This window comes from Pseudomonas sp. ok272, from assembly GCF_900109995.1.
GTDB lineage: Bacteria > Pseudomonadota > Gammaproteobacteria > Pseudomonadales > Pseudomonadaceae > Aquipseudomonas.
Genome location: NZ_FOCB01000004.1, coordinates 154,140 through 166,727, shown reverse-complemented (window position 1 = coordinate 166,727; position 12,588 = coordinate 154,140). Strand labels below are relative to the sequence as shown.

The following is a 12,588-nucleotide window of genomic DNA, read 5'->3' as shown; positions in this document are numbered from 1 at the left end:
TAGCTTTTGGCCATTATTGTGGCGCCATAGACTTGTGCTTGAGTGCAGCCCATTGCGAACCTGCAGGCATAGAGCCTGGCGATGTGGGTATCGCCGGCGTGACAGGGGGTTACGTGAAATGATTTCGGTCGTGCAAGGGCGTTTTGCCAATCTTGGGATGGCAAAGAAGCTGGGGCTTGGGTTTGTGCTGGTGCTGCTGTTGACGGCCCTGGTAGCGGCCATTGGTGTGTGGTCCTTGCAAACCATCAGCCACCGTTTCGACGGCCTCAAACAGATGTCGGCGCTCAACAGCGGCTTGCTCAAGGTCCGGCTGCTGGAGCAGGAGTACGCCTTGCACGCCGATGCGTCGAGTGTCGACGCCTTGCACGCGGGCGTCGACGCGTTGATCGCCCAGGCCGAACAACTCAAGGCGCAGTCCGCCGTCAACGCGCCGGTCATGGCGCAGGTCGAGCAATCCCTGGTCGCGTACCGCAAGGCATTCGATGAGTTTGTCGAGCTGACGAGCACCAAGGACCTGGCGCTGGAGATGGCCAGTTGGTCGGTCTCCAGCGTGGCCAACAACCTGGATGTGTTGCAGGCCGGTCTTGCTGACGATGGCGCCTATACGCTCAAGGAGTCGGCGGGCAAGGAGGGCGCCGAGTTTATCGAGCAGGCCGGCCAGGTCGGCCAGGTGTCGAAGCTGATGCTGCAGGCGATGAACGAAGCCCGGGTGCGCCTGGATCAAAGCCGCAAGGTCACGGCGGACAGTGCCGTGCAAGGCAAGATCGAGCAGGCCGAGCAGGCGTTGATCCAGGCACAGGCGCTACAGGGGGTGATCAAGGACGCGGGTTATCAAACGGTGTTGGCGGAGGTGGCGGGACATATCGCCAGTTTCGGTGAAAAGCTCACGGAGTACACCGGGCTGCTGGCCCAGGAGAAACAGGTCTACCAGCAATTGCGTGCACGCGCGGGCGAGGTGGTGCAACAGGTCGATCAGGCGTATGGCGCCCAGGACCAGGCCATGCAAGAAGAACTGAACCAGAACTCATTGTTGATCATCGGCTCGTCAGCCTTGGCCCTGCTGGTTGGCCTGATTGCCGCGTGGGTGATCACGCACTTGATCGTTACACCGTTGCGCAGTGTGATTGGGGTTGCCGAGCGGATCGCGGCCGGCGACTTGAGCGCCAGCGTGCAGGTGACTCGTCGCGATGAAGTCGGTCAGTTGATGCAGGCGATGCAGCAAATGGGCGCTGGGCTCAGTGGTATCGTCAGCGGCTTGCAGGCCGGGATCGAACAGTTGGCCAACTCGGCGCAATCGCTGTCGGCAGTGACCGAGCAGACCAATCTGGAAGTCAGTAGCCAGAAAGAAGAGACCGAACAAGTCGCCACGGCGATGAACCAGATGACCGCGACCGTTCATGATGTGGCACGTAATGCCGAAGAGGCCGCCCAGGCGGCGCATACGGCCGATGGCAAGGTCGAAGCCGGGCAACAGGTGGTTCGCCAAAGCCTGCAGCGGATCGAGCAGTTGGCTGAATCGGCGGTCTCGGCCAGCGCCAGTATTGAAAGCCTCAGCGGGGAAATCCAGAACATCGGCATGGTGCTGGGTGTGATCAAAAGCGTTGCCGAGCAGACCAACCTGCTGGCGCTGAATGCCGCCATTGAAGCGGCGCGAGCGGGCGAGCAGGGCAGGGGCTTTGCGGTGGTGGCCGATGAAGTGCGGGCCCTGGCCAAGCGGACCCAGCAGTCGACGGAGGAAATCGAGCGCTTGGTCAGCGCATTGCGCCTGGCGGCACAGTCCTCGGTGCAGCAGATTCAAGGCAGCGGTGAGTTAGTCAAGCTGGCGGTCGGCGATGCCCTGCAGACGGAGAGCGCGCTGGGCAGCATTGCCACCGCGGTGTCGCTGATTCAACAGATGAACCAGCAGATCGCCGCCGCGGCCGAACAGCAGAGTTCCGTGGCCGAAGAGATCAACCGCAGTGTGACCAGTATTCGCGCCAGCGCCGATCAATCCTCGATCGCCATGCGCGGCAATGCGGCGTCGAGCATCGAGCTGGCGCAGTTGGGGGTTGAACTCAAGGGGATGGTGGGGCATTTCAGGTTGTAAGCCGTTGGCGAGGACCGATCTCCTCGCCCGCGTGCGTTGACGCGGCGTTGCGCCGCATCTTGATCAATCGTAGATAGCTTTCTTCTTCCAGTCCGCATCGGCCTCGACATCCTTGAGGCCTTCGGTCAACTCATTCACTTCGCCTTCGATGGGCGCAATGTTGGTCAGCACCATGGAGTTGGCGCGGGCCAGGAGTTTCTCCAGGTACTGCAGTTGTTCGCTGTAGACCTGTGGGTCAGGCTGCTTGCGCAAGTACTGCACACCACGCTCGAACGCCAGGCGAGCCTGGCCAGGCTGCTCCTGTTGCAGGGCGTGCTGGCCCAGGTTGTTGAAGAAATCGATGTGCAGCAGCACCAGGATGTGGCGGATCTCGCGAATCCAGCGCTTGGCTTCGTTGGTCGGCAGGAAACCATCTTGTGCGGCGCGTGTGACCTGGCCATGCAAGGCTTCGAGCAGGAAACGTACATCCTTGGCCTTGGCCTCGGTGCGAATCGGCGATGGTGGATTGTTGACCGGAATGGATTCGCCCTGGGCGATCAAGGCGTTGAGTTCATCGATCCGCGTCTTGCTGCTGGTGTTGGACTTGTCCAGGTTCAGCAGGCGTTGGCAGACGTTGAGTTCCAGGCGTGCCAGCAGCAACTTGAGGGCTGGTGTCATCAGTTGGCCGGGAAATGTCTCGGTGATTTCGCCGCAGCGCCGCAGGCGATCATTGAGCTCGATCTTGGTGCGGGCCTTTTCCAGCTTATTGTTTTCCACCACATGGTTCATGTAGCCGATGGCGATCAATAGTGCGATCCCGACTATTACTAGCAGGGTGATCATGAGTGGTGTCACCGTGAAGACCTCTTTAATAGGGTTTGCGTGCGAGTGTAGTGGTTGAGCCTGGGGCCGCATAGGCCGGTGCGACGACTTGTGGCAGGCCGCGGCGTTGCCTTTACAGGCGATAGGCGAGTGGATGCACATAGCCATCATCGAGGCGTAGCTGACTATAGCGCCTTGGCGAGTGCCAGAATATAGGCGTCAAACACCGGACGCACGAAAACCCCGATTTGCTCCTTAAAGGGTGGCGAAGTCATTGATTTAAATAAATTTATAGTTGGGGGTTGACGACCCCTCAATCCATCCATAGAATGCGCGCCACTTACAGCGGAAAGCGAATAGCAAGACGCGGTAAGGAGTGAAGTTGTAGCTGTGTCCCCTTCGTCTAGTGGCCTAGGACACCGCCCTTTCACGGCGGTAACAGGGGTTCGAGTCCCCTAGGGGACGCCAATGCGGGAATAGCTCAGTTGGTAGAGCACGACCTTGCCAAGGTCGGGGTCGCGAGTTCGAGTCTCGTTTCCCGCTCCATTTTTAAGCAGCATTGCTTTCGGGTGATGTTGAGTGAAACCAGAACCAAGTCTTCGGAGGCGGGTCTGGGCACTGGAACACACACCATGTGTTCCGGGTAGCGTGTCCCCTTCGTCTAGTGGCCTAGGACACCGCCCTTTCACGGCGGTAACAGGGGTTCGAGTCCCCTAGGGGACGCCATTTGCGGGAATAGCTCAGTTGGTAGAGCACGACCTTGCCAAGGTCGGGGTCGCGAGTTCGAGTCTCGTTTCCCGCTCCATATTTAATGAAAACGCCGCTCAATGAGCGGCGTTTTTGTGTGTGCGTGATTTGTCATGCCCGTCGAAACGACGATACAGGTCCGCCCAGGTGATTGCGCGGGCCTGTTGCGTTTTGGCTGGGCGCGCGCGTAGCGATATCGCGGCGACTTGAGCGGACGTCGACCGCGAAGCGGGTACTTCGGCACCTGCCCCGGCCTTTGGACCTGTTACCGGACGCACCTATGCGGCGCGCAAAGCGACCGGGGTAACAGGTGTGACAGGGTTGGCGTATCGCTCAAGCGTTTCCTGGCGCTCCTCAAACCCTCCGGCTAGCTGCCTTCTCCTGCCTTCAAGCGCTTTCTTGCCTCGGTGCGCAACCCCGGCGTTTCTCTCCGGCGGCCAGCAACAGCGGGTGGCGATTGCCCGGGCGTTGGCAATGGAGTCGGAAGTGATGCTGTTCGATGAGCCGACCTCGGCGCTGGACCCCGAGTTGGTGGGCGAAGTGCTCAAGGTGATCCAGGGCCTGGCCGAAGAGGGCCGCACGATGATCATGGTCACCCACGAAATGAGCCTCGCCCGGACGGTGTCCAATCAGGTGCTGTTTCTGCACCAGGGGCGCGTGGAGGAGGAGGGCGCGCCGCAGGACGTGCTGGGCAATCCAAAGAGCGAGCGCTTGCAGCAGTTTCTCAGCGGCAACCTGAAGTAACCCGCGCCGCCGTCTCGGCCTTGAGCGCCTGATGGGGTGCTCGAGGCCGGGATCGAGGGGTTACATCGACAGGATCAAGCGCCCGGCGAACAGGATCAGGATCACCCCCATGGTGCGTTCGAACCAGTGCCCCATGCGCATGAACAGCACGCGCACCCGGCTGCTGGAGAAGAACAGCGCCACGATCACGAACCACAGCGCGTTGACGAAACACATCCACAGCCCGTAGAGCGCCTGGACCTGCAAAGGGGTCGATGCGCTGATGACGGTGGTGAAGATTGCCAGGAAGAACAGGGTTGCCTTGGGGTTGGTGGCGTTCGTCAGAAAGCCCGTGGCGAACGCCTTGAACAGGGTTTGCTGTTCGTTAGGCACCTCGACAGCGCCCAGGCCTTCTTGCGTCGACTTTGGCTTGCTGCGTAACAGGCTCACACCCAGGTAAAGAATGTAGGCGCCGCCCACCACCTTGGCCACGGTCAGCAGCCACGGGGTGGCATGCATCAGTGCGCCCACCCCAAGCAAGGTGTAGAGCACGTGCACCGAAATGCCGGCGCCAATGCCCAGTGCGGTACACATCCCGACCGCACGGCCAAAGCGCACGCTTTGCCGGATAGTCACCGCGAAGTCGGGGCCTGGCGCGACGACGGCGAGAAAGTGGATCGTCGCCAGGGCAAGGAACTCGCCGAGGTAATTCGAAAGCATTTCAACTCCAACAATGGCCTAGTGAGGATTCATTTTTTTATTATATGAAACCGGCAATTGCGTGATAATCCGTTCAAACATCAATGGACTTTTGCGCTGTGAGCATAAATCTTCCGCTACCGCTGTTGGGGGAAATGGCGATTTTCGTCAAGGTGGTCGAGACCGGCAGCTTTTCGGAGGCGGCGCGACAGCTGGGCTCGTCGCCGTCAGCGGTCAGCCGCAGCATCTCGCGCCTGGAGAAAGCCCTGGCCACTCGGTTGTTGCAGCGCACCACCCGTAAGTTGCGCCTGAGCGATGGTGGCGAAGAGGTGTTCAAGCGCTGCCAGGAGATGGTCAGCGCCGCGCGTTCGGTGATGGAAATCAGTGGCCAGTTCACCCAGGAGGCGCAAGGGCGGGTGCGCATCAGCGTGCCGAAGGCGGTAGGGCGATTTGTGATCCATCCGCACATGCCGGAGTTTCTGCGTCGTTATCCCAAGGTCGATGTGGAGTTGTTGCTGGAGGACCGCCAGGTCGATTTGATCGATGATCATGTCGACCTGGCGATCCGCATCACCGATCGCCCGCCGGTGGGGCTGGTGGGGCGCCAGTTGCTGACGATCGACCACATGCTGTGCGCGACCCCGCAGTACCTGGCGGAACACGGCACGCCGAGCCATCCCCACGATCTGCTCAATCACAGCTGCATTTACCTGGGCGAAACGCCGAGCGATGCGCGCTGGAAGTTCAGGCAGGGCACCAAGGCCGTGACCGTTGGCGTGCGGGGGCGCTATGCGGCCAATCACACGGGCGTGCGACTGGGGGCCGTGTTGCAACACATCGGGATTGGCAGCCTGCCGTACTTCACGGCGCGTTATGCCCTGGAGCAAGGCTTGATCGTGCAGGTATTGCCGGACTGGACCTTTCTCGCCTCCTATCACGGTGGCGCCTGGCTGCTGCATTCGCCGACACGCTATCTGCCGCCCAAGTTGCGGGTGTTGATCGACTATCTGGTGGAGTGCCTGGAGAAGGAGCCCACGCTGGGCAAACCGGGCAAACCGAGTACCATGGGCAAACCTGTCCTGGCCTACGAGTTGCCGGAGAGCGATGGTTTGCTCTGAAGCAAAAAGGCCCGCCTGGTTAACCAGGCGGGCCTTTTGAATGCAGGGCGCGAAATCAGTGCTTCGGTTCCTGGTTCGACAGGGCCAGCAGTTGCTTCTCCTGGTTCCAGTCGAACGGTTCGTCGTTCTGTTCGGCTTCGAAGCGGCGTTCTTCGAGGGCCTGATACAGTTCGATCTCGTCGTCTGGCATGTAGTGCAGGCAGTCACCGGCGAAGTACCACAGCAGGTCGCGTGGCACCAAGTGGGCGATTTGCGGATAGCGGACGATGATCTGGCACAGAATGTCCTGGCCCAGGTATTGGCTTTCGATCGGGTCGATGGGCAGTGACGCGCGCAGTTCGTCGAAACGTTCCAGGAACAGGGCATGGCTTTCGTCCGGAACCTGCTCGGCTTCGCCGACAGCGACCAGGATACTGCGTAGGAGGTCGAGCTGGACGAGAGTTTGGTCGAGCATAACGGGAGTCCTCTAGAACTAAAGCAAAACGGGCGCCGGAGTATATAGCCCCGGCGCCCGCTTTTCACCCTTCAACCGCTGGGCGTGCCCCGGTGCTAGCGGACCTTGCCCGGCGCCAGTTGCAGTTGCTCCTTGGAGAAGTCATCGACATCGATCACTTTGCGCCGTGCGGCTTCGGCTTCGTGCAGGCTCTGTGCCTCGCCGGCTTGCAAGACACCGGCTTGCAGGGCCGCGTCGATGACCGATTCTCCGGGGGCGGGCTTGACCTGCCCGCTCTTGAGCGCGGTGTGGAGCTTCTTTTGCAAGGGTTGCACCGCGTTGAGCAGGTCGCTGGCATGTTGCAAGGCGCCGACCGGATCGTCGACCGATTGCGGCCGGTAGCAACCCCAGAGCAACTCTTCGAGGGTCGGGTCGCCCTTGGGCCGGCCAATCACGGCGGCGACTTCGGCCGCCAATTTGTCCGAAGGCCCGGTGTGGCGACGCCCCAGCGGGAACACCACCCCCCGCAGCAGGCACCCAAGCACCCGGTTCGGGAAGTTGTTCAGCAACTCGTCCATGGCGCGCTCGGCCTGGCCCAGGCTTTCTTCCATCGCCCAGGTAAACAGCGGCTTCATGTGGGCGGGTGAGTCGAGGTCGTGGTAACGCTTGAGCGCTGCCGAGGCCAGGTACATGTTGCTCAGCACATCGCCCAGGCGTGCGGACAGGCGTTCGTGGCGCTTCAGTTCACCGCCCAGCAGCATCATGCTCAGGTCCGCCAGCATGGCGAAGGCCGCCGCCTGGCGGTTGAGCGCACGGAAGTAACCCTGGCTGAGGGTGTCGCCTGGCGCGGGTTCGAAGCGGCCGATGCCCAGGTTGAGCATCAAGGTGCTGGCGGCGTTGCTCACGGCAAAGCCGATGTGCTTGAGCAGCAGTGCGTCGAACTCCTTGAGTGCCTGCTCCTTGTCCTCGCGGCTGGCCAGGGCCATTTCCTTGAGGACGAACGGGTGGCAGCGGATGGCGCCCTGGCCAAAGATCATCAGGTTGCGCGAGAGGATATTCGCGCCTTCCACGGTGATGAAGATGGGCGCGCCCTGCCAGCTACGTCCCAGGTAGTTGTTGGGGCCCATGATGATCGCCTTGCCACCGTGGACATCCATGGCGTGGCTGATGCATTCGCGCCCACGCTCGGTGAGGTGGTACTTGAGGATGGCCGACAGCACCGAGGGTTTTTCCCCCAGGTCCACCGCGTTGGCGGTGAGCATGCGGGCGGCGTCCATCATCCAGGCGTTGCCGCCGATCCGGGCCATGGCCTCTTGAATGCCTTCGAAGGCCGACAACGGCACGTTGAATTGCTCGCGAACCTGGGTGTACTGGCCGGTCACCAGGCTGGTGAACTTGGCCGCACCAGTACCCACCGCCGGCAACGAGATCGAGCGCCCGACCGACAGGCAGTTCATCAGCATCATCCAGCCCTTGCCGAGCATCTCCTGGCCGCCGATCAGAAAGTCCAGGGGCACGAAAACGTCCTTGCCCGAGTTCGGCCCGTTCATGAACGACGCGCCGAGGGGATGGTGGCGGCGGCCGATTTCCACGCCGGGCGTGTCGGTGGGGATCAGCGCCAGGTTGATGCCCAGGTCTTCCTTGTCGCCCAGCAAATGGTCCGGGTCATAGGCCTTGAATGCCAGGCCGAGCAAAGTGGCGACCGGGCCCAGGGTGATGTAGCGCTTTTGCCAGTTGAGCCGCAGGCCCAGGGTTTCCTGGCCCTCCCACTGGCCCCTGCAGACGATCCCGGTGTCGGGCATGGCGCCGGCGTCGGAACCCGCCAGAGGGCCGGTGAGGGCGAAGCACGGAATGTCGTCGCCACGGGCCAAGCGCGGCAGGTAGTGGTTACGCTGCTCCTCGGTGCCGTAGTGCAGCAGCAACTCGGCCGGCCCCAGGGAGTTGGGCACCATGACGGTGGAGGCCAGGTCGCCGCTGCGGGTTGCCAGCTTCATCGCGACCTGTGAGTTGGCGTAGGCGCTGAAGCCCTTGCCGCCGTATTCCTTGGGGATGATCAAGGCGAAGAAACCATGGGCCTTGATGTGGGCCCAGGCCTCGGCGGGCAAGTCCATTTGCTGGCTGATGTCCCAGTCGCTGACCATCGCGCACAGTGCTTCGGTCGGACCGTCGACAAATGCCTGCTCCTCCTCACTCAGTTGCGCCTTGGGGTAGGCCAGCAACTTGTTCCAGTCCGGGCGGCCGCTGAACAGTTCGCCGTCCCACCACACCGTGCCGGCGTCGATGGCTTCACGTTCGGTTTGCGACATCGGCGGCAGGGTTTTCTGGAACCAGCGGAATAACGGCGCGGTGAACAGCTTGCGCCGTAGATCGGGCAGCAACAGGGTCGCGGCGACTGCGGCCAGCACCGCGCCGAAAATCAGCAGCAACCAGCCAGGAGCACGACTGAAGGCGCCCATCGCCAGCAGGTAGATCGCCACGATGCCCAGCGCGGGCAGGGGAGCGGTGCGGCGGTGAGCCAGCCAGGCTATCCCGGCCACCAGGGCCAGTATCCACAACAGCAGCATATTCAATCCTCCGTGAAACCAGGGGCAAAACCACCTCCAGAGCTTAGACGGCATCTGCAAAACGGGGTGGCCAGAGCGATTCGTATGAATCGGTGGGAAACAGCTGGGTATTTCGTGAGTGAAAGCGTTGCGGTTGTCTGAAAGCGCGTACGGCAAGCGCTGATGTTTGGCCGAAACGTCGTTATCTCTGTGCTCAAGGTGTCGCTAGACTCGGGGCTTCCCCTGGAGATCAACCTCATGCACCAGTACCTGAGTCCCGGACGCTTCATCGATAGTGACCACCCTGCGGTGGTGGAGTTCGCCGAAAAACATCGCGGTAGCCGCAACGACCCGGTGGAGCAGGCGGTCAATCTCTATTACGCGGTGCGCGAGGCGGTGCGCTACAACCCCTATAGCTTCAGTCGAGACCCGGCCACCTTGCGTGGCAGTCATGCGTTGGCCACCGGAGTGAGCTACTGCGTGCCCAAGGCCACCTTGCTGGCCGGGTGTGCCCGCCATTGCGGGATTGCCGCGCGTATCGGCCTGGCGGACGTACGCAATCACCTGTCGACGCCCCGGCTGATCGAGTTGTTGAAAAGTGACGTGTTTGCCATGCACGGCTACACCGAGCTGTACTTGAATGATCGCTGGGTGAAGGCCACGCCGGCGTTCAATGCCAAACTCTGCGAGGTATTCGATGTGCCGCCGCTGGAGTTCGATGGGTTCAACGACAGTGTGTTTCATCCCTTCAATCGCCAGGGGCAGCAGTCGATGGAGTACCTGGTGGACCACGGGCAGTTTGTCGATGTGCCCGAGGCGTTCTTCTTCAAACACCTGGAACAGTGCTACCCGCACCTGTTTGGCACGCAGATGCCTGAGCTATTGGGGGATATGCAGGACGATTTGAGTCGGGCCTGATCCGGCGTAGACTGCCCCGGCGTTCATCCACTTAAGGGAAGGTCATGCTGAAGATCTGGGGTCGGAAAAACTCGTCGAATGTCAGGAAACCACTGTGGGCCGCCGAAGAACTGGGCCTGGCCTACGAGGCGATAGACGCCGGCGGTGCCTTTGGTGTGGTGGACACGCCCGAGTACCGGGCGATGAACCCCAACGGCCGGGTGCCGGTGATTGACGACAATGGATTCGTGCTGTGGGAGTCCAACACCATCGTGCGTTACCTGATGGCCCGTCACGCCAGTGGCACGCCGTGGTATCCGGCGGATCTCCAGGCCCGTGCCAGCGCCGAAAAGTGGATGGACTGGGCCACGTCGAGCTTTGCGGGTCCTTTCCGCACGGTGTTCTGGGGCGTGTTGCGCACCCCGGCCGCGCAGCAGGACTGGATACAAATCAAGGCCGCGATCAACGAGTGCGAGGGCCTGCTGGCCATGGTCGACCAGGCGCTGGCGAATCAGCCCTACCTGTCGGGTGACGAGATCGGCATGGGTGACATTCCCCTGGGCAGCTTCATTTATGCCTGGTTCGAAATGCCCATCGAACGTGCACCTGCGCCCCATTTGCAGGCCTGGTACGAGCGACTCAAGCGCCGCGTGGCCTACCAGAAAGCGGTGATGACTGCGTTGACTTAATATTCACTATCAACACACATGACTGTACTTGTGCGGCGTCGCCAAGCACCATTGCGTCCCAGCGCCTTGGTTGCACTGCACGCCGCCGGGCCTTAACCATTCCTGACTTCCCTTCTTGGTGCGTAAATCCGATATGAGTTCTGCTCTGTCCATCCGGCAGCTAACCAAAACCTACGGCAACGGTTTCCAGGCCCTGAGTGGTATCGATCTGGATGTCGCCGAAGGTGACTTTTTCGCCTTGCTCGGCCCCAACGGTGCCGGCAAATCCACGACCATCGGCATTCTCTCGACCCTGGTGAACAAGACCAGCGGCACGGTGAACATCTTTGGCCACGACCTGGACCGCAACCCGGCCGCGCTCAAGCGCAGCATCGGCGTGGTGCCCCAGGAGTTCAATTTCAATCAGTTCGAAAAGACCTTCGACATCGTCGTGACCCAGGCCGGCTACTACGGCATCCCGTTCAAGCTGGCCAAGGAGCGCGCCGAGCAGTACCTGACCCAGCTCGGCCTGTGGGACAAGCGCGATGTGCCGTCACGTTCGCTGTCGGGCGGTATGAAGCGGCGCCTGATGATTGCCCGCGCGCTGGTGCACGAGCCGCGCCTGCTGATCCTCGACGAGCCGACGGCTGGCGTGGACATCGAACTGCGTCGCTCGATGTGGAGCTTCCTCACCGAGCTGAACCAGAAAGGCATCACCATCATCCTCACCACGCACTACCTGGAAGAGGCTGAGCAGTTGTGCCGCAACATCGGCATCATCGATCACGGCACGATCGTCGAAAACACCAGCATGCGTAACCTGCTCGGCCAACTGCATGTCGAGACCTTCCTGCTGGACCTCAAGGGCAACATGACGACACCGCCGCAGTTGATCGGCTACCCGTGTCGCCTAGTCGACAGCCATACCCTGGAAGTCCAGGTCGATAAAAACATGGGGATCACCGCACTGTTCGCGCAACTGGCCGCATTGAACATCGAAGTGCTGAGCCTGCGTAACAAAACCAATCGCCTTGAGGAGCTGTTCGTGTCCCTGGTGGAGAAAAATCTGGCGAAGGTGGCCGTATGAGTTCCGAATTGCAACCCAACCTCGTGGCGCTCAATACCATCGTTTACCGCGAGGTCCGGCGCTTCACCCGGATCTGGCCGCAAACCCTGCTGCCGCCAGCGATCACCATGGTTTTGTACTTCGTGATCTTTGGCAACCTGATCGGCCGGCAAATCGGCGACATGGGTGGCTTCACCTACATGGAGTACATCGTGCCGGGCCTGATCATGATGTCGGTGATCACCAACTCCTACGGCAACGTGGTGTCGAGCTTCTTTGGCAGCAAGTTCCAGCGCTCGATTGAAGAACTGATGGTCTCGCCGCTGTCACCGCACACCATCCTGATTGGCTACACCCTGGGCGGTGTGCTGCGTGGGCTGATGGTCGGGGTGATCGTGACGCTGCTCTCGCTGTTCTTCACCGACTTGCAGGTGCATCACTTGGGCGTGACGGTGTTGGTGGTGGTGCTGACGGCGACGATCTTCTCGCTGCTGGGGTTCATCAACGCGGTCTTTGCACGGAACTTCGACGATATCTCGATTATCCCAACCTTCGTGCTGACGCCATTGACCTACCTGGGCGGGGTGTTCTACTCCATTACCCTGCTGCCGCCGTTCTGGCAGACCGTGTCGCTGGCCAATCCAGTGCTGCACATGGTCAACGCCTTCCGCTACGGGATTCTCGGTGTCTCGGACATCAAGATCAGCATCGCCATCACCTTCATGCTGGTGGCTACCGTGGTGCTGTACGTCGGTTGCGCGCGGCTGCTGGTCAGCGGTCGCGGCATGCGTACCTGATCGGCGTAGG

At 61.2% G+C, this 12,588-nt stretch carries 10 protein-coding genes, 4 tRNA genes and 2 pseudogenes; 12 read left to right on the top strand and 4 right to left on the bottom strand.

Features of this window, described 5'->3' with window-relative positions; all coding sequences use genetic code 11:
- Positions 1-118 precede the first annotated feature (118 nt).
- Positions 119-1,225, top strand: a pseudogene (locus BMW74_RS25700) (HAMP domain-containing protein); the annotation flags it as partial.
- Positions 1,205-2,086, top strand: a complete 882-nt coding sequence (locus tag BMW74_RS25695; protein WP_371911745.1) for a methyl-accepting chemotaxis protein — start codon at positions 1,205-1,207, stop codon at positions 2,084-2,086. The pseudogene BMW74_RS25700 and the gene BMW74_RS25695, both read left to right, overlap by 21 nt.
- Before the next feature lie 63 nt (positions 2,087-2,149).
- Here BMW74_RS25695 and BMW74_RS08645 read toward each other — a convergent pair whose 3' ends face one another.
- Positions 2,150-2,908, bottom strand: a complete 759-nt coding sequence (locus BMW74_RS08645) for a hypothetical protein (protein WP_093416718.1) — start codon at positions 2,906-2,908, stop codon at positions 2,150-2,152.
- 371 nt (positions 2,909-3,279) lie between these two features.
- Between BMW74_RS08645 and BMW74_RS08640 the strand changes: the two genes are divergently transcribed.
- The 5 genes and pseudogenes from BMW74_RS08640 to BMW74_RS08620 form a co-directional block, all read left to right on the top strand.
- Positions 3,280-3,355: transfer RNA gene (locus BMW74_RS08640), tRNA-Glu, on the top strand.
- A 2-nt stretch (positions 3,356-3,357) separates the two neighbouring features.
- Positions 3,358-3,433: transfer RNA gene (locus BMW74_RS08635), tRNA-Gly, on the top strand.
- Positions 3,434-3,537: 104 nt separating this feature from the next.
- Positions 3,538-3,613: transfer RNA gene (locus BMW74_RS08630), tRNA-Glu, on the top strand.
- A gap of 3 nt (positions 3,614-3,616) precedes the next feature.
- Positions 3,617-3,692 (top strand) — tRNA-Gly (locus BMW74_RS08625).
- Between the two features lie 359 nt (positions 3,693-4,051).
- Positions 4,052-4,378: pseudogene (locus BMW74_RS08620) on the top strand (ATP-binding cassette domain-containing protein); the annotation flags it as partial.
- A gap of 60 nt (positions 4,379-4,438) precedes the next feature.
- On the opposite strand, the gene BMW74_RS08615 reads toward BMW74_RS08620, so the two are convergent.
- Complete coding sequence (locus BMW74_RS08615; protein WP_093416714.1) at positions 4,439-5,077, bottom strand: LysE family translocator; 639 nt, start codon at positions 5,075-5,077, stop codon at positions 4,439-4,441.
- Positions 5,078-5,175: 98 nt separating this feature from the next.
- On the opposite strand from BMW74_RS08615, the gene BMW74_RS08610 reads away from it, so the two are divergent.
- On the top strand, positions 5,176-6,174 hold the full coding sequence (locus BMW74_RS08610) for a LysR family transcriptional regulator (RefSeq protein WP_093417384.1): 999 nt from the start codon (positions 5,176-5,178) through the stop codon (positions 6,172-6,174).
- 55 nt (positions 6,175-6,229) lie between these two features.
- Here the strand turns inward: BMW74_RS08610 and BMW74_RS08605 are convergent, their stop codons facing one another.
- Together BMW74_RS08605 and BMW74_RS08600 are read right to left on the bottom strand one after the other, a co-directional pair.
- On the bottom strand, positions 6,230-6,628 hold the full coding sequence (locus BMW74_RS08605) for a PA2817 family protein (protein ID WP_093416709.1): 399 nt from the start codon (positions 6,626-6,628) through the stop codon (positions 6,230-6,232).
- Positions 6,629-6,723: 95 nt separating this feature from the next.
- Positions 6,724-9,171, bottom strand: coding sequence for an acyl-CoA dehydrogenase (locus tag BMW74_RS08600; protein ID WP_093416704.1), 2,448 nt, complete (start codon positions 9,169-9,171; stop codon positions 6,724-6,726).
- Positions 9,172-9,408: 237 nt separating this feature from the next.
- On the opposite strand from BMW74_RS08600, the gene BMW74_RS08595 reads away from it, so the two are divergent.
- From BMW74_RS08595 to BMW74_RS08580, 4 genes are all read left to right on the top strand, one after another.
- Positions 9,409-10,068 (top strand): transglutaminase-like domain-containing protein, encoded by a 660-nt coding sequence (locus BMW74_RS08595; RefSeq protein ID WP_093416699.1) that lies wholly within the window; start codon positions 9,409-9,411, stop codon positions 10,066-10,068.
- A 44-nt stretch (positions 10,069-10,112) separates the two neighbouring features.
- Entirely contained in the window at positions 10,113-10,736 is a 624-nt protein-coding gene (locus BMW74_RS08590; RefSeq protein WP_093416694.1) for a glutathione S-transferase family protein, read from the top strand.
- Between the two features lie 133 nt (positions 10,737-10,869).
- On the top strand, positions 10,870-11,802 hold the full coding sequence (locus BMW74_RS08585) for an ABC transporter ATP-binding protein (RefSeq protein WP_093416689.1): 933 nt from the start codon (positions 10,870-10,872) through the stop codon (positions 11,800-11,802).
- Positions 11,799-12,578: an ABC transporter permease gene (locus BMW74_RS08580; RefSeq protein WP_093416684.1), complete on the top strand. Its 780-nt coding sequence runs from the start codon at positions 11,799-11,801 to the stop codon at positions 12,576-12,578. The genes BMW74_RS08585 and BMW74_RS08580 overlap by 4 nt, the downstream gene beginning before the upstream one ends.
- Positions 12,579-12,588 lie beyond the last annotated feature (10 nt).